General features: G+C 63.5%; 22 protein-coding genes and 1 pseudogene. 13 read left to right on the top strand and 10 right to left on the bottom strand.

The features are described 5' to 3' along the window. Positions 1–27 precede the first annotated feature (27 nt). Both tnpB and tnpA read right to left on the bottom strand, forming a co-directional pair. Entirely contained in the window at positions 28–381 is a 354-nt protein-coding gene (gene tnpB, locus CDO87_RS24440; protein ID WP_027264363.1) for an IS66 family insertion sequence element accessory protein TnpB, read from the bottom strand. Further along, the gene (tnpA, locus tag CDO87_RS24435; protein WP_027264364.1) at positions 375–782 is read right to left on the bottom strand and encodes an IS66-like element accessory protein TnpA; all 408 of its coding nucleotides are present in this window, start codon (positions 780–782) and stop codon (positions 375–377) included. The genes tnpB and tnpA overlap by 7 nt, the downstream gene beginning before the upstream one ends. Positions 783–1,094: 312 nt before the next feature. Between tnpA and dctP (CDO87_RS24430) the strand changes: the two genes are divergently transcribed. The 11 genes from dctP (CDO87_RS24430) (at position 1,095) to CDO87_RS24380 (ending at position 13,156) form a co-directional block, all read left to right on the top strand. Then, positions 1,095–2,138 (top strand): TRAP transporter substrate-binding protein DctP, encoded by a 1,044-nt coding sequence (gene dctP, locus CDO87_RS24430; protein WP_027264365.1) that lies wholly within the window; start codon positions 1,095–1,097, stop codon positions 2,136–2,138. Between the two features lie 113 nt (positions 2,139–2,251). After that, positions 2,252–2,719, top strand: coding sequence for a TRAP transporter small permease (locus tag CDO87_RS24425; RefSeq protein ID WP_157815108.1), 468 nt, complete (start codon positions 2,252–2,254; stop codon positions 2,717–2,719). Between the two features lie 2 nt (positions 2,720–2,721). Next, entirely contained in the window at positions 2,722–4,011 is a 1,290-nt protein-coding gene (locus CDO87_RS24420; protein ID WP_027264367.1) for a TRAP transporter large permease, read from the top strand. Positions 4,012–4,030: 19 nt separating this feature from the next. Continuing rightward, complete coding sequence (locus CDO87_RS24415; RefSeq protein ID WP_027264368.1) at positions 4,031–4,780, top strand: SDR family NAD(P)-dependent oxidoreductase; 750 nt, start codon at positions 4,031–4,033, stop codon at positions 4,778–4,780. Continuing rightward, the gene (locus CDO87_RS24410) at positions 4,773–5,945 is read left to right on the top strand and encodes an acyl-CoA dehydrogenase family protein (RefSeq protein WP_048534161.1); all 1,173 of its coding nucleotides are present in this window, start codon (positions 4,773–4,775) and stop codon (positions 5,943–5,945) included. Before CDO87_RS24415 ends, CDO87_RS24410 begins: the two co-directional genes overlap by 8 nt. Positions 5,946–5,955: 10 nt before the next feature. Next, positions 5,956–7,470, top strand: coding sequence for a class I adenylate-forming enzyme family protein (locus CDO87_RS24405; protein ID WP_027264370.1), 1,515 nt, complete (start codon positions 5,956–5,958; stop codon positions 7,468–7,470). Next, on the top strand, positions 7,467–7,958 hold the full coding sequence (locus CDO87_RS24400) for a MaoC/PaaZ C-terminal domain-containing protein (protein WP_027264371.1): 492 nt from the start codon (positions 7,467–7,469) through the stop codon (positions 7,956–7,958). Before CDO87_RS24405 ends, CDO87_RS24400 begins: the two co-directional genes overlap by 4 nt. Further along, positions 7,951–10,062, top strand: a complete 2,112-nt coding sequence (locus CDO87_RS24395; RefSeq protein ID WP_198952314.1) for an acetate--CoA ligase family protein — start codon at positions 7,951–7,953, stop codon at positions 10,060–10,062. The genes CDO87_RS24400 and CDO87_RS24395 overlap by 8 nt, the downstream gene beginning before the upstream one ends. Then, entirely contained in the window at positions 10,059–10,877 is an 819-nt protein-coding gene (locus CDO87_RS24390; RefSeq protein WP_036051583.1) for a citryl-CoA lyase, read from the top strand. Before CDO87_RS24395 ends, CDO87_RS24390 begins: the two co-directional genes overlap by 4 nt. Next, on the top strand, positions 10,874–11,995 hold the full coding sequence (locus CDO87_RS24385; protein WP_027264373.1) for a CaiB/BaiF CoA-transferase family protein: 1,122 nt from the start codon (positions 10,874–10,876) through the stop codon (positions 11,993–11,995). The genes CDO87_RS24390 and CDO87_RS24385 overlap by 4 nt, the downstream gene beginning before the upstream one ends. Before the next feature lie 6 nt (positions 11,996–12,001). After that, the gene (locus CDO87_RS24380) at positions 12,002–13,156 is read left to right on the top strand and encodes an acyl-CoA dehydrogenase family protein (protein WP_027264374.1); all 1,155 of its coding nucleotides are present in this window, start codon (positions 12,002–12,004) and stop codon (positions 13,154–13,156) included. 74 nt (positions 13,157–13,230) lie between these two features. Here the strand turns inward: CDO87_RS24380 and CDO87_RS27525 are convergent, their stop codons facing one another. From CDO87_RS27525 to CDO87_RS24365, 4 genes are all read right to left on the bottom strand, one after another. Further along, positions 13,231–13,488 (bottom strand): hypothetical protein, encoded by a 258-nt coding sequence (locus tag CDO87_RS27525; protein WP_051372688.1) that lies wholly within the window; start codon positions 13,486–13,488, stop codon positions 13,231–13,233. After that, positions 13,470–13,826: an ATP-binding cassette domain-containing protein gene (locus CDO87_RS27520; RefSeq protein WP_198952313.1), complete on the bottom strand. Its 357-nt coding sequence runs from the start codon at positions 13,824–13,826 to the stop codon at positions 13,470–13,472. Before CDO87_RS27520 ends, CDO87_RS27525 begins: the two co-directional genes overlap by 19 nt. Positions 13,827–13,943: 117 nt before the next feature. Beyond that, positions 13,944–14,240: a hypothetical protein gene (locus tag CDO87_RS24370; RefSeq protein ID WP_133119767.1), complete on the bottom strand. Its 297-nt coding sequence runs from the start codon at positions 14,238–14,240 to the stop codon at positions 13,944–13,946. Positions 14,241–14,252: 12 nt separating this feature from the next. Further along, positions 14,253–15,059 (bottom strand): ABC transporter substrate-binding protein, encoded by an 807-nt coding sequence (locus tag CDO87_RS24365; protein ID WP_071974356.1) that lies wholly within the window; start codon positions 15,057–15,059, stop codon positions 14,253–14,255. 249 nt (positions 15,060–15,308) lie between these two features. On the opposite strand from CDO87_RS24365, the gene CDO87_RS27395 reads away from it, so the two are divergent. Continuing rightward, positions 15,309–15,833, top strand: coding sequence for a CoA transferase (locus tag CDO87_RS27395; RefSeq protein WP_250637868.1), 525 nt, complete (start codon positions 15,309–15,311; stop codon positions 15,831–15,833). After that, positions 15,808–16,494 (top strand): annotated as a pseudogene (locus tag CDO87_RS27390) (CoA transferase). Before CDO87_RS27395 ends, CDO87_RS27390 begins: the two are co-directional and overlap by 26 nt. A gap of 96 nt (positions 16,495–16,590) precedes the next feature. Here the strand turns inward: CDO87_RS27390 and CDO87_RS24355 are convergent. From CDO87_RS24355 to CDO87_RS24340, 4 genes are all read right to left on the bottom strand, one after another. Continuing rightward, complete coding sequence (locus tag CDO87_RS24355; protein WP_027264377.1) at positions 16,591–16,770, bottom strand: SDR family oxidoreductase; 180 nt, start codon at positions 16,768–16,770, stop codon at positions 16,591–16,593. A 395-nt stretch (positions 16,771–17,165) separates the two neighbouring features. After that, a complete protein-coding gene (gene dctP, locus CDO87_RS24350; protein ID WP_036051585.1) occupies positions 17,166–18,212 on the bottom strand; it encodes a TRAP transporter substrate-binding protein DctP in 1,047 nt (348 codons plus the stop codon). Between the two features lie 62 nt (positions 18,213–18,274). Further along, on the bottom strand, positions 18,275–19,561 hold the full coding sequence (locus tag CDO87_RS24345) for a TRAP transporter large permease (RefSeq protein WP_027264380.1): 1,287 nt from the start codon (positions 19,559–19,561) through the stop codon (positions 18,275–18,277). Continuing rightward, on the bottom strand, positions 19,558–20,151 hold the full coding sequence (locus CDO87_RS24340; RefSeq protein WP_083545805.1) for a TRAP transporter small permease: 594 nt from the start codon (positions 20,149–20,151) through the stop codon (positions 19,558–19,560). The genes CDO87_RS24345 and CDO87_RS24340 overlap by 4 nt, the downstream gene beginning before the upstream one ends. Positions 20,152–20,302 lie beyond the last annotated feature (151 nt).

Raw genomic sequence — 20,302 nt, 5'->3', positions numbered from 1 at the left:
TGTCAGGCCGGCTTTCCCCGCCCTGAGTCACTCTGCCACAGCGGGGGCGCGCGTCTCCAGAGACCGCACCCGCCGCCAGTCCAGCCCGGCGAACAGCGCCTCGAACTGGGCGCGATTCAGGGTCATCGCACCATCCCGGATCGCGGGCCAGGTGAAGGTGCTCTCCTCCAGCCGTTTGTAGGCCATGACGAGACCGCTGCCGTCCCAGAACAGGATCTTCATCCGGTCTGCGCGCTTCGCCCGAAAGATAAAGACCGTCCCGGTGAACGGATCTTCGGTCAAGGTCGACTGCACCAAGGCTGCCAGTCCATCATGCCCCTTGCGGAAGTCTACCGGCTTCGTCGCCACCAGGATGCGGACCCCTTGAGACGGCATCAGCATGCAGGCGCTTCCAGAGTGCGCACGATCGCGGCGATCTGACCTGCCGACGTGTCAGAAGACAGCTCGATCCGGGTTGTTCCCTTGACGATCCGGATCACCTGCTGGGGCTTCGCGTCGGAAAGCTCGGGCGTCTCAGTCGGATCGCAAATGACCAGAGGCGCGAAGACCGGCTCTCCGAGTTCCGCCGGAGGAAGAACCAGCTGGCCCTGCTTTGCCAGACGCCGCCAAGCCGAGAGCTGGTTTGGGCGGATGTCATATCGCTCGGCAATCGCATTCACGGTCGCTCCCGGCTCCAAAGTCTCTGCCACAGCGCGAGCCTTCACGTCGTCCGGCCAGCGCCGATGACCTGACCCGTAGATCTCGACGCCCAGAGATCTGAGAAACGAATTTGTCGCGCACATTGCGAAACACACTCCCCATCATGAGATGGATATCACCTCGCAGTGCCGGAGCTCATCTACAACGTGGGGCGCAGCCGCCGCTTACTGTTGATCGGCAGGCCACGGAATCCTTTCTTTCGGCCGTGAAAGCGCTGGAGATTCCCACCCACGATTGGCGTTCGATCTTCTCTGTTGCGTCGCCGCGGATTCAGTTCGCGTATTCGCATATATGTGTGATCTCGCGACAGTTGCGCTCCCGGCCACCCATAAACATTGACCGGTTCACCGCACCATGGTGCGCTGATCGACAACGCCACAGGGAGGAAGACTGCCATGACAAGAAACACAAAACTCGATCGGTTTGCCGCAGGGGCGGCGCTGGTGATCGCGGTCGGAACGATGCCGCAAATTGCGGCGGCCGAAGTGACACTCAAGGTTGCAGATACCTTTCCGCCCGGCCACTACATCGTCGAGACCGGCACCACCTACTGGATGGACCGCGTAACCGAGCTGACCGATGGCGAGGTCAAGTTTCAGTATTTCGGTGCCGGTCAGTTGGGTTCGCTGCGCGATATGTTCTCGATGGTGCAGACAGGCGTGGTGGACATCGGCTATGTTCCGCCGGCCTATAACGGGGGCACGATGCCGCTGGCGGGCGTGCACACGCTTCCTGGCCTTTTCTCGCAGAGCGTTGTCGGGACGCCCGCTTTTTTTGAAACGGTGACGTCGGATCCGATCCTGCAAAACGACTTCCTGGCCAACGGGATGCGCCCAGTCTGGGGTGTAATGACCTCGACCTACAACCTGTTCACCCGCGACCAGGATGTTAGCGGCATTGATGACATCAAAGGGCTGAAACTGAAAACCATTGCCGGGAACATGGCGGAGTCGGTCAAGGCCCTAGGGGGCGCGCCGGTTGATATTCCCAGCCCGGAAACCTATCAGGCCATCCGCACCGGCACCGTCGACGGCACGATCTTTCCCACCACCAGCATCTATTCCTACAAGCTGGACGAGGTAATCGATACCGCCGTTCTGGGTCTGGATGTTTTTGTGTATTGGGCGCCCTACGCGATCCGCGAGGAGGTCTGGCAGGATCTGTCGCCAGAGCATCAACAGGCCATTCAACAGGCGTCGCAGGAGGCGATGCAGCGAGTTGCCGAAGAAACCGACCGATCGGCCGCCGAGCTTGAGGACAAGATGCGGGACAGCGGTATCGAGGTCATCGTTCTGGATGAAGCGCAGCGCGAAAAGGTCAAATCGGCCACAGCGCCGGTGTTCGATGCCTGGGTCTCTGGTCTGCAAGAGCGCGGACTGCCTGCGGGCGAAGTGCTGGAGATGTTTCGTGCGAACATCGAAAAGCACCAGACGCAGTAAGGCGCGCAACCGTGTCCCGTCACGATCTTGATCCCCGAGAGGACGCCGTGCCGTCGCCGAGAGTTGGATTGCACGGTCCTCTGGGCCGAGCGATGGACCGGGTGGATACCGGGATGAACTGGCTGTCGCGCGCTGCGATGATGGTCATGCTGGTGCTGATCCTCATACAGGTCTTTACGCGCTATATCCTGAATGACCCGATCGAAGGGGTCATTGGCGCTACAGAGCTATATCTGATGCCCATCATCGTGTTCGGAAGCCTGAGCTATCTGGAAATGTATGATGGCCACGTGCGAGTGGGGATAGTGTTTGATGCTCTGCCCGAAGGGCTGCGGGCCGGTTTCAATGTCGTCTTGCGATTGGCAGCGGCCGCGTTTTTTGCGCTGATCTGTTACGGTGCCTCGCGCGAGGCGCTTAAGGCGTGGGACTTCGGATATCGCACATCCGGCGACATCGACGCGCCTCTCGTCACCACGCTTGTGATTGCGCCGATTGGCTGCGTGCTGATCGTTCTGCGCCTTCTCGTAAATGCGGCGGGTGACGTTCAGCACCTTCGCGGCGCTTCGGATCGGATTGGCTGAGTATGGAATTTCTTGCACCTGTGTCGCTATTGCTGGCGGGGCTTCTCGTCGTCGGGATGCCGATAGGCTTCGCGATGGGCATCGCCGGCACCGTCGGCCTGTATCTGATCGGCGGGCTCAATCTGGCGCTCGGCATCCTGTCGGTGGCCCCGTATCGCAACACCGCCTCTTGGCTGTTGACCGCCATTCCCTTGTTCATCTTGATGGCCGAGATCCTGTCGGCCAGTCGGATTTCGTCGGACATGTTCCGCGCCGCCAACAGGTGGGTGGGCCATTTGCCCGGCGGACTGGCCGTGGCCACGGTCTTTACCAGCGCAGGCTTCGGGGCGGTTTCGGGCTCGTCCACCGCGGCGACGGCCACGATGGCGCGCACCGTCGCGCCCGAGGCTGAGAAATATGGCTATGACCGCGGCATGATCGTAGGCACGGTTGCGGCCGCCGGGACGTTGTCGATCATGATCCCGCCTTCGGTTGTGCTGATGGTTTACGGTATCATCACCGAAACCTCGATCGGCGGGCTGTTCATTGCCGGCATTCTGCCGGGTCTCATTACCGCGCTCAGCTTTGCCGGGATCACGATGGTCTGGGCGACGCTGAACCGCGATCTGGCGCCACCAGTGCAAAGCCATGGGTGGCGTGAGCGCTTCGCGTCACTGCGCGACATCTGGCCGGTGGTTCTGCTGTTCGTCTTTGTCGTGGCCGGGATTTATTCTGGCGCTGTCACCGTGACCGAAGCCGCCGCGGTCGGCTGCTTTGGCGCGATCATGATTGCCGCCGTGTTGCTCAGACGTATGGGCTGGCGCGAATTCATGGGGGCGCTCGAACGTACAACGCGCCCGACTGCAATGATCTTCACCATTATTATCGGGGCGCACATTTTCGGCTATTTTGTCACCCTGACCATGGCACCGCAGGCGCTGGTTTCGTACGTGCAAGGGCTTGAGATCGGGCCGGGCGTGGTGATTTTAATCCTGATCCTGATCTACATCCTGCTGGGCTGCGTGATGGATCAGCTGGCGATCCTGATCCTGACCATGCCGATCGTCTTTCCAATGGTCATGGAGCTTGGCTATTCGCCGATCTGGTTCGGCATCCTGGTGACCAAAACGGTCGAAATCGGGCTGATTACCCCCCCAATCGGAATGAACGTTTTCGTCGCCAGCTCGATCACCGGCGTACCTCTTAAACGGGTCTTTGTCGGGGTGCTGCCTTTCGTGCTGGCCGAGTTCGCGGTCTTGGCCCTGATCGCATTCTTTCCCGAGATCGTAACCGTGTTCTCGGGCGAATACTGACAACCTGAAGGAGCGTAACTTGGAACTGGGACTAAAGGACAAGGTGGCTATCGTCACCGGATCGGGTCGCGGGATCGGCGCAGTGACCGCCCGCGCGCTGGCCGAAGAGGGGGCGAAGGTGGTGATCACCGATATCGACCCCGAAACCACAGAAGCCACCCGCGCCGCTCTTGAGGCCGACGGATACGACGCGATCGGCGTGGTCTGCGATGTCACGAACGAGGCACAGGTCGAAGCCCTCGTCTCGCGCACGATCGAAGCATTTGGCGCCGTCCACATCCTGGTCAACAATGCCGGATTTCCGCGCGACAACTACATCACCAAGATGCCCGAACAGGACTGGGACGCTGTTGTGGGCGTGATCCTGAAGGGTGCCTATACCTGCTCGCGCGCCGTGGTGCCGTACTTCATGGAACAGAAGTGGGGCCGGGTGATCAACATCTCCTCTCGCGCCTATCTCGGCAATCCGGGACAGACCAACTATGCCGCCGCCAAGGCCGGCATCATCGGCTTCACCCGGGCGCTGGGGATGGAACAGGGGCGCTTCAATGTCACCGTAAATGCCATCGCGCCGGGGTTCATCGCCACCGAGATGATCGAGGCGCTTCCAAACTACGACCGGATAAAGTCGCGCGCTCTGGCAATGAATACCGTGCAGCGCCTTGGCAACGAACGCGACATCGCCAACGGCGTGGTGTTCCTCGCCTCGGATGCGGCGGAATACATCTCGGGCGAGACGCTTCACATCACCGGGGGGCGATATGGCTAAACATGTCCCGGCCTCCGCCTGTGTCGAGGATCAAGAGACGCGGATGCTGCGAGACAGCATCCGGGGCTTCATGGCGCGCGAGCTGACCGAAGAGCGCATCTCGCAATGCGAGGCGACGGGCGATCTGCCCTGGGCGATAATGGGCGAGCTACGCCAGTTCGGCTATCTTGGCGGGCTTCTCTCGGAAGAGGCCGGTGGCTACGGCCTCAGCTATCGCACCTGGGCGATGATGATGGAGGAAGCAGGATACCGCTGGCTTTCACTCCGGGTTCTGCTCAACACCGTGAACATCGTGATCGCACTGTTCCACCACCTGGGCGATGCGCGCCAGAAGGAAAAGTGGCTGAAACCCGTCATGGCTGGCCAGATGCCGGTCTGGGTGGGGATCACCGAACCCGACCACGGCTCTGATGTTGCCTCGGTGCAGACCCGCGCCGAGGACAAGGGCGACCACTGGCTGATCAATGGCGGCAAGCTGTGGACGACGAACGGCGTCAACGGCCGGGTCGGAATCCTGGTGGCACGGACATTCACGGAAGGCTGTGATGGCGATCTGAGTCTGTTCATCGTGGACCTCGAGGAGACCGATTTCGAAGCTTCGCGGGTGGGCACGATGTTCATCAAGGCCACCGCGACATCGCAGCTGGCCTTTCAAGACGCAAAGGTGCCAAAGGAAAACCTGTTGGGTCCTGCGGGAAAGGGCCTCAAGGCGATCCTTACGGGGTTGAATTATGGCCGGCTCAACGTGGCGGCGGGCGCGGTGGGCGCGGCGCAGCGGTCGTTGGACCTGTCCACCGATTACGTCAAGACGCGCAAGCAGTTCGGCAACGTGATCGGAAGCTATCAGCTGGTGCAGAAGCTGATCGTCGACATGACCATCCGCACCGAAGCGGCGCGCGCGTTGACTGACCGTGCCGCCCAAGCGCTGGACGCGGGTCTGCCTGGGCGCAAGGAATGCTCGATTGCCAAGCTCTATGCCAGCGAGGCGGCGCATGAGGTGGCCTCGATGGCGCTGCAGGCGCACGGCGGGCTGGGCTATTCGACCGACTACCCCGTCGAACGGTTGTTCCGCGACACGCGCGGCGGGCTGATCCCCGAAGGCACATCGGAAATCCAGACATTGATCATAGGGCGCGAGGTTCTCGGGATCTCGGCCTTCACCTGAGGAGGCGGCCATGCCGATGACCTTTCTCCAGGCCCTGAGGTTGAACGCGCGGCGGTTCCCCACGAAACCCTCGGTGGTGTTCGAGGGGAGGAGCCAGACCTATACGGATTTCCTTGACCGGGTGGAACGGATGATGACGGTGCTGGCGCGGCGCGGCATCGGACCGGGCGACAAGGTGGCGGTGATCTCGGAAAATCATCCCGATTTCCTTGCCGCCTATGTGGCGGTGACGGGGCTAGGCGCAATTCCCGCACCGATCAACTATCGCATCGCGCCCGAAGTCATGGCCGATGTGGTTGCCCGCTCGGACAGCAAAACCCTGCTGCTGGGCGATGCGGCGCTGGATCATGCCGATCTGTTCCGGACCGTGGTGGACGACATCGTCACCATCGGCGACGGGGCCCCGCAAGGACTGCCGCGCCTGTCGGACCTTCTGGCAGACACACCGCCCGATCCGCCGCAAGGGCAGGACGGCACCACGATCATGCTGCACACGTCGGGGACCACCGGCAAGCCCAAGGGCGCGCTGCGCAGTCTCTTCGGCATGGAGGAACGCGCCATCGAGCAGCGTTTCCGCCCCGACGACCGGGCGCTGTCGGCGCTGCCGATCTGCCTGTCGGCCGGCTGCACCTATACGCTGCTGCCGCTTTATCTGGGTGCCAGCGTCTATCTGATGCGCCGCTTCGACGGGGCCGCCGCGCTACGGCTGATCGAAGACGAGCGGCTGACCGCCACCATGCTGCTGCCCGCCATGCTCCAGCGGATGGTCGAGGCCGAGGGGTTCGCGAGCGCCGATCTGTCGTCGCTGGGGACTTTGCAATCTGGCGGCGGCGAGATGTATCTCGACCTCAAGCGTGCCGCGCTCGACAAGTTCGGCGATGCGCTGATGATCTATGCCGCCTCCAGCGAAGCAGGACCCTATGCCAACCTGACCGCTCGGGATCTGCGCCGCAACCTTGCGGGCAACTGCGTCGGCCGCCCCTTCTTCGGGGTGGAACTCAAACTGCTGGACGACGATGGAAACGAGGTGCCGCAGGGCGAGGTCGGCGAGATCTGCACCCGCAGCGAAAGCCGCTACGACGGGTATTACAAGGATGAGGCGCTGACCGCTGAAACCCGGCGCGGCGACTATCTGACCGTGGGCGATCTGGGCCGGATCGACGACGAAGGGCTGCTCTGGTTCACGGGTCGCAAGCGCGACATCATCAAGAGCGGCGGCATCAATGTCTACGCCCCCGAGATCGAGGAGGCGCTGGCCGGCCACCCGGCGATTGCCGAGGCGCATTGCATCGGCCTGCCCGATCCGCACTGGACCGAGGCGATCTGCGCAGTGATCGTGCCCGCGCCGGGCGCGCAGCTGACAGCGGCCGATGTGATCGCCCATGCCGAAACCCGGCTTGACCGATACAAGCGCCCGCGGCGCGTGGTCTTTATGACGGCGGTGCCGCGCAACCTGACCGGCCGCGTTCTCAAGGCTGAACTGAAAGAGGCAGTGCTAGCGCTGCCAGAGGAGGAAACCCAATGACACGGCCCGATCTTTCGGCCCTCAAGGGCCAGCAACTCTACTGGGAGGACCTGAACGAAGGCGACCAGTTCGATAGCCCCACCCGTACCATCACCGAGGCCGACGTGGCTAATTTCGCCTGCCTGTCAGGCGACTTCAACCGGCTGCACGTCGATGCCGAATATGCCGCCGATTCGGCCTTTGGCCAGCGTATCGCGCACGGGCTTCTGGTGGTGTCGGTGATGTCCGGGCTGACCACGCGGATGCTGATGAACACGTTCCTGGAACCCTCGCTTCTGGGGTTGCTCGACATGCAGTGCAGCTTTCCCAACCCCACCTTCATCGGCGACACGATTGGCGTGCGCGTTACCGTAGCCGAGAAGCGCGAGACTTCGAAACCCGAACGCGGCATCCTGTCGTTCCGGCGCGAGGTCATCAACCAGCGTGGCGAAACCGTGGTGGAAGGGGTCTGGAAACTGCTCGTCCGGCGGGCGCCGCAAGGTGGCTGAGCCGGTGGTCGCCCGCGACTTTCCCGATCTTTCGCGGCTCTTGTCGCCACGCAGCGTGGCGATCCTGGGCGCCAGTGAAAGGCCCCGTAGCGTGGGCAGCGACACCTTGCTGAACCTTGCCGAGCATTCCGACTTCGATGGGCAGATCTTTCCGGTCAACCCCGGGCGTGAAAGGGTGCATGGTTTGCGCGCCTATTCTGCAATGTCGGCCTTGCCTGGCCCCGTCGATGTGGCGGTGGTGTGCCTTCCAGCCGATGCGGTGGTGGGCGCCTTGCGCGATTGCGCGGCAGCAGGAACGGGGTTTGCGGTGGTCTTCACCTCTGGCTTTGGCGAAACCGGGGATGAGGGCCGTGCCGTCGAAGCCGAGATGGCTGAAATCGCCCGGCAAAGCGGGATGCGCATCTACGGGCCGAACTCGCCAGGGCTGAGCAACATCAACCGCCGCCTTGGGCTGACCTTTTCACCGGTATTCAAGAACGACACGCTGGGCGGCGGCATTGGGCTTGTCACCCAGGGCGGCGGACTTGGCCGCGCCTTCATCCAGGCAAGCGAACGGGGTATCGGCGTTGGCCTGTGGTGCTCTACCGGCAACGAAGCCGACCTGACCATGGCCGATGTCGTGTACCACATGGTGGGCGATCCCGACATAAAGGTAATCGCCCTTCTCGCCGAAGGCTTCCGCGACGGGCCGCGCTTTCTGGCAGCTGCCCGCGCCGCTGCTCGCGCCGGCAAGCCGGTGGTGGCGATGAAGGTGGGCAAGTCGGACTATGGCGTTGCTGCCACCCGTTCGCACACCGCCGCGCTTGCCGGATCGGCGGCGGTCACCTCGGCACTGTTTCGCCAGCATGGCATCGTCGAGGTGGAGGATCTGGACGAATTGATCGATACGGTGGCGCTGTTCGAGCGCGTCGGCATCGCCCCGCGGCGGGGGATCTGCGTCTATTCCTTCTCGGGTGGCACAGCGGCGCTGGCCGCCGATATGGTGGGCAGCGCCGGGCTGATCCTGTCCGAACTGGCCCCCGGCACCCGCGCGGGGTTGCGTGCGCTGGCCCCGTCTTATGCGGCGGTCGATAACCCGGTGGACCTGACCACCCAGGTCTTCACCCAAGACAAGCTCAACCGCGATTGCCTGTCGCTGGTGGCGCGGGACCCGGCCACCGATGTTGTGCTTCTGCCGATTCCCGCCGACTACGGCCCGATCACCGACCGGTCCGCCGACGACATGGTCGCGCTGGCGCCGGACAGCCCGGCTCTGCTCCTGCCGGTCTGGATGAGCGGGCATCGCGCCGCTGGCTATGCCACGCTGAACGCGGCAGGGCTGGCGCCTTTTCGCAGCCTCGGCAAGGCAGTGACGGCGTTGAAGCGGCTGATCTGGCGCGGCGACTGGAGCCCCTCGGGGACCTCCACGCTTGCTCTACCCGCATTTCCGCCCGGCGAGCTTGACGAGGCTGCCGCCAAGGCGGTGCTGGCCGACCTGGGTCTGACCGTGCCCGAAGGACGGGTCGTGACCAGTGCCAGACAGGCAGGCGAGGCGGCGCGCGGGATCGGCTTTCCGGTGGTGCTCAAGGCGCTGGTGCCCGGTCTTCTGCACAAGACCGAAGCCGGGGCCGTGGCCGTCGGGCTGATGGATGAGCAGGCGCTGGCGGCGGCCTGGGGCGCGATGATGACATCGCTTTCAGCACAGGGGCACAGGCTGGAGCGCGCTCTGGTTGAGCGCATGGAACAGGGGCCGGGCGTCGAGGTGATGGCGGGACTGCACCGCGATCCGGTGTTCGGCCCGGTGGTGAGCTTCGGCCTCGGCGGCGTGATGGTCGAGGCGCTTTCTGACGTCACGCACCGCGCCGCGCCCTTTGGGCGGGACGAGGCGCTGGCGATGATCGACGAGATCCGCGGACGCGCACTGCTGGGTCCGCTGCGCGGCCGCCCCGGCGCCGATCTGGGCGCGCTGGCCGATCTTCTCGTGATCCTGGCCGCCCTGGGTGCGCGCGGCGACATCGCGGAGATGGATCTCAATCCGGTGCGCGCCGGTCCGGCGGGTGCGACGGTGCTTGACGCGGTGATCCTGCGCGCTCCGACCGAGATAGAAGGAAAGGCAAGGCAATGACGGTAAAGACGGACATCGGTTTCACCACCCGCGACCGCATCTATGTGCGCGGGCGCGATCTGGCCGATGAGATCCTGGGCAAGATGGATTTCGTCGACATGATCTATTTCACCGCCACGGGGAAAGAGCCGGATGCCCGCACCCGCGCGATGACCAACGCGATCATCGTCACCGCCACCGATCACGGCCTTACCCCCAGCGCCATCGCCGCGCGGATGACCATTCTCGGCGCGCCGGAATCGCTTCAGGGTGCGGTGGCCGCGGGCTTGCTGGGCGCGGGGAACCATTTTCTCGGCACCATGCAGAACGCCGCGGCCTTTACCCGCGACGAGATCGGCGAGCTGTCCGACAGCGACGACGACGCAGCCTATGCCGCCCGCGCGCAAGAGGCCGTGCGCGCCTTTCGCGCGGCGCGCCGGATCGTGCCAGGCCTCGGTCATCCGATCCATGTCGACGGCGACCCCCGCACGCCGGTCCTGCGCCGGATCGCCGGCGAGAATGGGTTCGACGGGCGGCACTGGCGCTTCATGGCGGCCGTCGAGGCCGCCGCCCGCGAGGAATATGGACGTCTGCTGCCCATCAACGCCGCCGGCGCGGTCGGGGCCACCGTTTCGGACATGGGGCTTGCCCCGATCTGGGCGCGGGCCTTCGCCCTGATTGGCCGATCCGCCGGGCTTCTGGCGCATCTGATGGAAGAGCTCGAAAATCCGCAGGGTCAGAAGATCTGGGACATGATCCTGGAACAGGACGACTCGGCGGAATGCGCCGGGATTGCCGACCCGGACCGCGCAGACAGCACAGGAGAGCAAAAATGACCGGCACTGCACCGCTTTCGGGGCTTCGCGTTCTCGATCTGACCGAGCTTCTGCCTGGGCCCTATGCAACGCAGCAACTGGCCGAGATGGGGGCCGAGGTCATCAAGGTCGAACGTCCTGCGGGCGACGCCGCGCGCGCCATGTTCCCCGGCCTCTTTGCCGCCGTGAACCGCGGCAAGAAAAGCATCGCCCTGAACCTAAAGGATGACACAGACCGCGCGGCTTTCCTGCGGCTGGCCAAACGGGCGGACGTCGTGATCGAGGGTTATCGCCCGGGCGTGACCGCGCGGCTGGGCATCGACTATGAGACGCTTTCGGCGCTCAATCCCGGCCTCGTCTACTGTTCGGTCAGCGGCTATGGTCAGACCGGGCCGGCGCGCGACTGGCCGGGGCATGATCTGAACTACGCGGCGATGGCGGGCGCGGTGGCGATCTCGGGCGCGCCCGACGGACCGCCTGAATACACGACGGGCGTGCCGATCGGGGATCTCTCGGCAGCCATGTATGCCATCATCACCATTCTTGCTGCGTTGCACGGACGCGACGCCACGGGGCGGGGCCAGTATCTGGACGTGGCGATCACCGACGCGCTGGCCAGCTGGGTCGCCCCGCGCTACGGTGTGTGGGACGCCGGACGCCAGGCCGGGCGCGAGATCACAAAGGCCGATATCCTGCGCCGCGCCGCCTATGGTATCTTCGCGACCGCCGACGGTAAATACATCACCATCGGCGCGATCGAGACGCATTTCTTCCGCCGCCTGATCCGTGCCACCGGGATGACGGGCTTCGACGATCCTGCGCTTGACGACTTCGCCGCACGCACCGACCGCACGGATGATATCCGCGCCGCCCTGACCCCGCTGATCGCCGCGCGTCCCTATGCGCATTGGGCGGAGATCTTCGAGGCCGAGGATGTTCCCTTCGCCCCGGTCAACGGGCTGGAGGATCTGGCCCGGGACCCGCAGCTCAAGGCGCGCGGGATGGTGCGCTCAGCCGGCGCGGCCCAGGTGATGGCCTTCCCGGTGCCGATGGCTGGGATGAGTGATCCGGCGGGCCACGTCCCGGCAGTGGGCGAGCATCAGGCCGAAATTCTGGACCAAGCCGAAAAGCTGGAGTGAGGACCGATGCAGTTTGAGCTGGACGACTGGCAGGAAACGGCGCGGCGCAGCTTCCGCAAATACCTTGACGCCGAGGTGGCGCCCCTGGTCGAGGCGCACGAGGATGCCCACCGTCCGCCGCCGCCCGAAGTGTTGCAGAAGATGGGCGAGTTCGGCCTGCTGGGCGGTCTTTTGCCAGAGGCGCAAGGCGGTGCCGGGCTTGATTATCTGACATATTGCGCGCTGCTGTGCGAGCTGTCTCAGGTATGGCCGTCGCTGCGCAGCATCGTCAGCACGTCGAACCTTGTCCTGATGATCGTCGCGCAGCATGGAACGCCGGAGCAACAGGCAAGGTGGCTGGGCGATCTGGTTTCGGGTCGCAAGACAGCCTTTTTTGCGCTGACCGAGCCGAACGTCGGCTCGGACGCCAGCAACGTGGAAACACGGGCCCGGCGCGACGGTGATGGCTGGCGGCTGAACGGACGCAAACTGTATATCTCCAACGGGACCGGGGCCGATCTCGGGGTGGTTTTCGCGCGGTCGGGCGACGGCGAACGCGCGGAGGTATCGGCCTTCGTGGTCGAGGCGGGAACAGCAGGGTTTTCAACCCGAGAGGTCCGCAGCATGGGCATGAATTCATGCCCGCTAGGCGAGCTGCTGTTTGAGGACGTATTGCTGCCCGCAGACCACCTGATCGGCGCCGAGGGCGAGGCGTTCGCCATCGCCAAGCATTATCTGAACGTGGGGCGCTGTTTCGTTTCTTTCACCTGCCTGGGCCTGTCAATTGCCGCCTATGAGGCGGCGCTGCGATATGCGGGCGCGCGAGAACAGTTCGGACGCAAGATCGGCGGGTTTCAACTGGTCCAGCAGATGATCGCAGATATGTTGACTGGCGTGGAAACCTCGCGGTTGCTGGCGTGCCGGGCCGCTGACGCGCTGGATCGCGGGGCACCGGATCGCGGCCGGGCCTGTTCCATGGCCAAGCGTCACAACTCCGATACGGCTCTGCGGGTTTGCGAGACTGCCCTGCAAGTGCACGGCGGGGCCGGATACACCCGTGATTTCCCCGTCGAGCGCTATTATCGCGATGTGCGACATCTCACGATCGCTGAAGGCACCAACCAGCTTCAGGCGCTGCTTCTGGCACAGGGGGCCCTGGGCATCTCGGCGCTACGGGGCTGATCGGTCCGCAGTTTGCGCACGGTCTGTCGCCGCTGCCGGTCTGAATGGCAGGCGGAATGCGGGCACAGGGCGGGTCAGATTCCCAAATACGAACGGCGCACGTGATCGTCGTGGCGCAAGACGTCAGAGGCTGCGGCGAGGGCGATTGTCCCGTTTTCCAGAACATAGGCGCGGCTGGCGAAATCCAGCGCCATGTAGACATCCTGTTCCACCAGAAGAATGCTCAGGCCGGTGCGGCGCCGACCGTCGAGGGCCTCGTACATCTGCTCGACCATCAGAGGCGCGGGGCCGAGCGACGGCTCGTCGAGCATGATCATGCTGGGCCGGGCCATAAGCGCGCCCGATCGCCAGCATCTGCTGCTGACCGCCTGAGAGCCCTCCGGCAAGTTCGCGGGCCTTCTGGCTCAGCATCGGAAAGGGCGTCCTTTCGGTCTTTCGCGTCGAGTGCGGCGCTCGCACCCACGATCAGATTTTGCTCGACCGTGAGTGACCCGAAGACGTGCCGCGCCTCAGGAACATGGACGAGGCCGAGGCGCGGAATCTCGCTGGCGGCAAAACCGCCGATTTCCTTGCCATCGTGGCGGATCGCTCTGGAACGGGCGGCCACAAGGCCCGAAATCGTGCGCAGAAGGGTGGATTTGCCCGCGCCGTTCGGTCCGATCACAGCCACGACCTCGCCCTCGGCCGATCTCGATGCTGACGCCGTGGAGCGCGTCGAGCAGACCGTAACCGGAGACGAGAGACTCGATCGACAGCTTCATCTTGGGCCCCGGTTATAGTTTTCGCATCAGTTCAGAGGATTGGGCTCTTCCACAGCCACCTCTGGCGGCCAGATCGTGACCTTTTTCGTGCCGCCGTTCTTCCATTGCGCGATCAGGTTCTGCGATCCGACGTTCCTGCCGTGTTCGTCGAATTTGATCCGCGAGAACGGCGAGATCAGCTGATCGCCGGGGATGTCGATCTTAAGGATGGCGGCGCGAAGGTTCTCGGTCGTCAGTTTCTGGCCGGACTCAAGCGTCTTCTCCAGCACGGCCTTCAGCGTGTAGACACCGCGGTTGCACATCGACGCATAGCTTGACGGCACGATGCCGTGCCGTTACTCGTAAGCCTTCACAAAACGCTGGGCGCGGTCCATGTCGGGATTTAAGTAGTCCACCGTGCTGAGATTGACGTCCTCGACGAAGCCCCTGTCCACCAGTTGCGGGGTGCGCACATCAACCGGACCGCCACTGATTCCGACAATGTAGGGCTTGAAGTCATGCTGCTGCATTGCCTGGAGCTTGGTCACCACATCTTCGGTGTAGCCGGCCCAGATCACCATGTTGGCACTCGATGTCTGCACCCGCTTGACCGGCGGCAGAAGGTTGCGATCGCTGCGCGAATACGGCGCGCTGGCGGCGATCTCGATGCCCCGCTCCTCCAGCAGAACTTCGATCCGCTCGATGGTTCCGGCGCCGCGCGGGCTGTCTTCATAAAGCAACGCCGGGACGACGTCGCCTTGCGTCATCAGGTGTTCGAAGAATTCCACGACCGTGGCCGCCTCGGTATCGGCTGTGATCTGATCGGAGAAATACCATTTGTAACCGCGCTCGAGGAGCTCGGCCGACACCGCCGGCGAGTTCAGGTGAGGAACCCGCGCCTGCTCGGCGAACTGCGCCGCAGCCGATGTGCCTGCGCTGATCTCGCAGCCAAGGATGACCGGAGCCCGCTCGAGGCGGGTCAACCGCTCCATCACCTGGCGCACCACCCCGGGATTGCCCTGTGTGTCGTAAAGTTGGATCTTCAGCGGCCGACCGGCGACGCCGCCATCGGCGTTGATGTGCTCAAGGGCAACTGCGATCCCCTTTTGCGCATCCTGTCCGGTCACGGCGATCGCTCCCGACATGGCGACGATCGCCGGCATCACGATTTCTTCGGCTTAGGTGTTTGATCCCACGGTTTAATGGTGTGATCCTTTCGCAGGAATGGAAGGAGGCCCTATGGGACAAGTTCGTCACGGAAGCGCCACGACCACGCACGCCGTCAGAACAGCAATACAGCGATCGCAAGCTTCGCTCGCGGCGCTGCGCCCTTGGGTCGCGGGTCGACTGACCGCCAGACTACGGCGCGCATTGCTGACTCGAAGGGTGCGATACCGCAAAGGGAAAAGAAAATGGACAGTCAGCCGCAGCAGCCAGCCGAGGGGGACGGACCGCTTGCGGGTTACAGGGTGCTTGATCTTTCGGTCAACGTGCTTGGACCGGTGGCGATCCAGATCCTCGGCGACATGGGGGCCGACGTCATCAAGATCGAGTCACCCGACGGCAACTACACACGCCAGGTGGGACCGTCGCGCAACCCGAAGATGGGGGCACTGTTCCTCAATACAAACCGCAACAAACGCTCGGTCGTGCTCGACCTGAAGAAACCCGACGCGCGGGCCGCGCTCCTTGATCTGGTGCGTTCCGCGGACGTGCTGGTGCATTCGATACGCCCCGGCGCCGCCGAACGGCTGGGCGTCGACTACGAGGCGATCCGCGCGGTCAATTCCCGCATCATTCATGCCTCGTCTTCTGGCTTCCGGCTGGATGGTGAGCGCCGCGACTGGCTTGCTTTCGACGATGTGATCCAGGGCGCCAGCGGCGTAGCCGGGATGATGGCCCGGGCCACCGATGAGCCGCGCTATTACCCACGGTAATCGCCGACAACTATGCGGTTACATCCAGGCATCGTCCATCGCGATGGCCTTCGTCTGGCGCGAGCGCACCGGCCACGGGCAGCAGGTAAACGTGCCGATGATGGATGCGATGGTCAACTTCAATCTGATCGAGCATCTCTGGGGCGCAACGCTCGACCGGCCCGATCTGGGCATGGGTTACAGCCGGGTATTCTCGCCCCATCATCGGCCTTATCCAACGCAGGACGGGCACATCTGTGTGATGGCGGCGATGGACAACCAGTGGCTGCGTCTCTTCGACGCCATAGGCCGGCCCGAGCTGCGCGACGATCCACGATTTGCCACAGCAGAGTTGCGCACCGATCACATTGACTAGTTATATTGGTTCCTCGCCGAGGCAATCGCGGGGAATACAACCGCCGAGTGGCGCCGCCGGTTCGACGCGGCCGACGTGCCGAATGGACCGGCCAACAGCCTGGAGGATCTGCTGGTTGATCCCTATCTGGTTCAAACCGGGTATTTCGAGCGCCACGAGCACCCGACAGAGGGCGCCGTCGTGACGCTCCGGATACCGGTCCAGTTCTCGGACAGCCCCGGCCGGGTGCGCCGGCTGCCACCGCGGCTGGGCGAGCACACGGAGGAGGTTCTGTCCGAAATCCGCCTTCCGCGCGCCGACGCCTGACGGAACCAGGCCAGGCGGGCAGCCGGTGCCCGGCTGGCCAGGATCGGTTCGCGGCCAACCGGACCCGCCTGTCCCAAGCTTCCGGCTCCGCCCATTTTACTGCGCGGTATAGCCGCCATCGACCACCATTTCGGATCCGGTCATATAGGATGCCTCGTCGGACGCCAGAAACGGCACCGCCCCGGCTACTTCTTCCGGTTGGGCCGGGCGCTGCATGATCGTTGTCCCAAGTATATCCTTCTGACCGTCCGGGTCAGCCAGTCTGAAAGGAACCATCGCCGGAATCAAATGTGCGGAAGATCCTGTACGTTATCCATCCAGGATTTCTTTCGAGATGGTCATTCATGCGTCCTTTCGATGAAGCATGGACCGGATCAGTCATACACAAAAGGTCGGACACTCTCGCTGCCGCCCATCTGCGCCATATCGCCGAAACCCAATTCGCCCGCGCCGTTCGCGCATCAACTCGTCGCCGAGATCGGGACCGGCGAGGCGCATCTACGCCAGATCAATGTGGCCGAACGTATGCACGGCTCGCCCGGACTTCAGCTGCATAACGGACGACCAGGCTGAGTGTCGAAGGGCAGGATTCAGATGCACCCACCGGCTGACTTCTGCGCGTTTTTGGTGGCCTGGCCCGACACAGGAGCCGGGCCGACCACGATCTGGTATCAGTTCCTTTTCAGCGCGGACCGGAAGGCTTCCAGGATCTCGGTTCCGGGCTTGCCTTGGGCATCGAGTTGCTCGGCCCATTCGGACCCAACCGTCGACAGGATCTGGTTCAGCTTTTCGACATCTCCGGCGGGCAGGTCAACGAAGGTCACGCCCGCCTCGGCGATCTGCTGCTTGACTTCAAGGTTCTGGCGGTCGGCAGTTTCGCATCCTTCCCTAGTCAAATCTTCGCCGATCTCGGTGATCGCCTGCTGGACGTCTTCGGGCAGACTGTCCCACTTTTCCTGCCTGATCACGTAGGTCGCGACAAAGGAACCAAAGTTCATCCCCTGCGTACCCCAGTCAAGGAATGTTTCCATTCCGTAAGGGGTGACACTGGGATAGGGGAAGAGCCCGGCGTCGATCGTCCCGCGCGACAGCGCCTCGCGCACTTCGGGCGCCGGCATCTGCACCGGCACGCCGCCGATTTTCTGGACGGTCAGGTCAAGCGCGCCGCCAGTGCTGCGGATCTTCAGGCCGTCCATGCTGTCCAAACCGGTGATCTCACGGCTCGACGTCAGCAGGTTGTAGGGCGGCAGCACCATCGCCATCAGCAGGCGCACGCCGTTCGGCGCGAATTCGGCCTGGTCTAGCGCGCCGCCGGGCTTGGCGATCTCCCAATAGGCCATCGTGCCCTCACACGACGTCGAAAACGCCTCGGGCAACTGCCCGACCGCCGAAAGGGGCATCTTGTCGCTGACATAGGAGGGGCCGACATAGCCGATATCGGTCACGCCGGTCTGGGTCAGCGAGAGCAGGTCCTTGGCCTTGCCGAGTTGCTGAGCCGGGAAGTACGCGAACTCGGTTTTCCCGGTCCGCTCGCTCACCCGTTCCATGAAAGGTTCGATCAGGCTCTGGGCAATGTAATGGCCGGTGGGCAGGCTGTCGGCCGCGCGCAGTTCGATCTCCTGCGCTGCAACCGGCTGCACGGCGAGCGGTAGCAAGGCAACGCTCAGGGCCCAGCCCGCTGTCCGTAAGGGCGATGGGAATTTGGATATTCTGGTCATGATTTCATTCTCCTCCTGTCTTTTAGGGTTATGGACTGGCGCTATTGCGCAGGCCGACGTCGTCAGTTCATTGTCGAGGGCAGCCACAGCACCAGCACGGGAAATGCAGTGAGCAACGCGATCACCAGCAAATGCGCCAGAACATGCGGAAACGTCCCGCGAAAGATTTCGCCCAAGGGTCGCCGGGTATATCGGGCCACCACAAAGACATTCATGCCCAGCGGCGGAGTGACCATGCCGACCTCGGCCGTCACCACGACGATCACCCCGAACCAGATCGGGTCGAAGCCCAGCGACAGGACCAGCGGCAAAAGCACCGGCACCGTCAGGATGAGGATGGCGATCTGGTCCATGAAGGCACCCAGAAAGACGTAGATGATCAGGATCACCACCATCACCCCCATCGGCGAAATACCAAGGCCGCCGATCCATTGGGTCAAATCGTTGGTCACCCGCGTGAGGGTGAAGAAATAGCCAAAGATATGCGCGCCGAGGATCACGAAAAGGATCATGCAGGTGGTCTGCGCCGCCCGTCTCAGGCAACCCCAGGCTTGGCTGAATCCCAGTTTGCGCTCGTGCAGCGCCAGCAGCATCGCGCCGAAGGCGCCGATCCCCGATGCCTCGGTCGGCGTGGCAATGCCCGAGTAGATCGTGCCGGTGACGGCCAGGAACAGCAGCAGCATTGGCCCGACACGCGACAGCGACGCAAATTTATCGCGAAAGCTGTAAGGCTGGCCGGCAGGCGCGACCGAGGGATCAATCCGCACCAGAACCGCGACCGTGGCCATGATGGTCAGAGCGACCAGAATCCCCGGTATCACCCCCGCCACCAGCAGCTGTCCGACCGAGACATCGGCAATGATCCCATAGAGAATCAGCGCCACAGATGGCGGAATCAACATCGCCAGTGTGCCCGAAATCGCCACGACGCCGCTGGCCAGCTTGGGGTCGTAGCCTTCGTCGATCATCGCCGGGATCGAAGTGGATGCCAGCGTTGCCGCCGCTGCCGTGCTCGACCCCGAGATCGCGCCAAAGCCCGCCCCGGCTACCGCGGTAGCCATGGCCAGGCCGCCGCGGAGACGGCCGACCCAAATGGTTGCAGCGCGAAAGAGATCTTGCGCCACGCCCGAGATGATCACGAATTCGGCCATCAGGATGAACATCGGGATGGTGATGATTTCGTAGGAATTCGCGGTACTTAGGGGTGCAGTCTTCAGGATGCCGCCCAGTACCGCCATGCCGCCGAACAGATAGAGCCCTACAGACCCCGAAATCGCCATTGCCAAGGCCACCGGCAGCCCGATCACAAGCAGCCCGGCCAGAAGCGCAATTACCAGAGCCACCGTCACAGGACGTCCTCCCCTTGGAGCGCGGTGGTCTCGGGCGGGGGCGGCATTTCAACCAGATCGTGGCGCGAGAAGATGGAAAACGCGTGCCCGACCACCCGGTAGATCAGGCGCAGCGTCAGCAGCGCGGTGCCAATCAGGACGACCAGATAGGCCGGCCAGGTCAGCCATGGGACCAGCGCGGCGATCCGGTCCTGCCCGGCATAGGCGCTCTGGAAGCGGCCCCAGGCCTCGAACGCGATCAGCGCCATGACAACTGCCCCTGCAGCATAGCCCACCGCCTGCCCCAGATGGCGAACCCGTCGCGGAAGTATGTTTTGGAACAGATCGATTGCCACGTGCCCGTGATGATGGAGTGTGTCGGGCAGCATCAGGAAGAATACCGTGACCACAAGGTAGAGACCGATCAGGTCGTAGGACCAGCCCAGTGGCATCGAAAGCGCGTAGCGCATCGCAACATCCACGACCACGATCAGCATGATCACCGCCAGTGCGACACAGGCCAGCGCCGCAAACCCGGTCTCTAGCACGGCCAGCCCCCGCGAAACGGCCAACAGGCCGCGCGCGCCCCCCCTTTTCTTCGGCGGTTCCATTGCGGCCACCCCCCCTTTTTTTGGCGCTATTTCGGGCCATTTCCATCGGCGATTTCCACGCCGGAAACGAGCCGCCTTAGCCTCATTGTGGCGCCAAACTTAGCAAGGCCCCCTTGCATGTCAACGCTCCCCGTGCAAAAAAACTAGCAAT

It is taken from the genome of Sagittula sp. P11 (assembly GCF_002814095.1).
In the GTDB taxonomy this organism is placed as follows: domain Bacteria; phylum Pseudomonadota; class Alphaproteobacteria; order Rhodobacterales; family Rhodobacteraceae; genus Sagittula.
This window is presented reverse-complemented; position numbering and strand designations above follow the sequence as displayed.

Coding starts and splice junctions, on each gene's coding strand:
- CDO87_RS24410 (WP_048534161.1), top strand. CDS start 4,773: ATGGCTAAACATGTCCCGGCCTCCGCCTGTGTCGAGGATCAAGAGACG.
- CDO87_RS24390 (WP_036051583.1), top strand. CDS start 10,059: ATGACGGTAAAGACGGACATCGGTTTCACCACCCGCGACCGCATCTAT.
- CDO87_RS24365 (WP_071974356.1), bottom strand. CDS start 15,059: ATGCCGGCGATCGTCGCCATGTCGGGAGCGATCGCCGTGACCGGACAG.
- CDO87_RS24400 (WP_027264371.1), top strand. CDS start 7,467: ATGACACGGCCCGATCTTTCGGCCCTCAAGGGCCAGCAACTCTACTGG.
- tnpB (WP_027264363.1), bottom strand. CDS start 381: ATGCTGATGCCGTCTCAAGGGGTCCGCATCCTGGTGGCGACGAAGCCG.
- CDO87_RS27395 (WP_250637868.1), top strand. CDS start 15,309: ATGGACAGTCAGCCGCAGCAGCCAGCCGAGGGGGACGGACCGCTTGCG.
- CDO87_RS24425 (WP_157815108.1), top strand. CDS start 2,252: ATGAACTGGCTGTCGCGCGCTGCGATGATGGTCATGCTGGTGCTGATC.
- CDO87_RS24405 (WP_027264370.1), top strand. CDS start 5,956: ATGCCGATGACCTTTCTCCAGGCCCTGAGGTTGAACGCGCGGCGGTTC.
- CDO87_RS24355 (WP_027264377.1), bottom strand. CDS start 16,770: ATGGTTCCTTTCAGACTGGCTGACCCGGACGGTCAGAAGGATATACTT.
- CDO87_RS24385 (WP_027264373.1), top strand. CDS start 10,874: ATGACCGGCACTGCACCGCTTTCGGGGCTTCGCGTTCTCGATCTGACC.
- CDO87_RS24380 (WP_027264374.1), top strand. CDS start 12,002: ATGCAGTTTGAGCTGGACGACTGGCAGGAAACGGCGCGGCGCAGCTTC.
- CDO87_RS27525 (WP_051372688.1), bottom strand. CDS start 13,488: ATGGCCCGGCCCAGCATGATCATGCTCGACGAGCCGTCGCTCGGCCCC.
- CDO87_RS24340 (WP_083545805.1), bottom strand. CDS start 20,151: ATGGAACCGCCGAAGAAAAGGGGGGGCGCGCGCGGCCTGTTGGCCGTT.
- tnpA (WP_027264364.1), bottom strand. CDS start 782: ATGTGCGCGACAAATTCGTTTCTCAGATCTCTGGGCGTCGAGATCTAC.
- CDO87_RS24420 (WP_027264367.1), top strand. CDS start 2,722: ATGGAATTTCTTGCACCTGTGTCGCTATTGCTGGCGGGGCTTCTCGTC.
- dctP (WP_036051585.1), bottom strand. CDS start 18,212: ATGACCAGAATATCCAAATTCCCATCGCCCTTACGGACAGCGGGCTGG.
- dctP (WP_027264365.1), top strand. CDS start 1,095: ATGACAAGAAACACAAAACTCGATCGGTTTGCCGCAGGGGCGGCGCTG.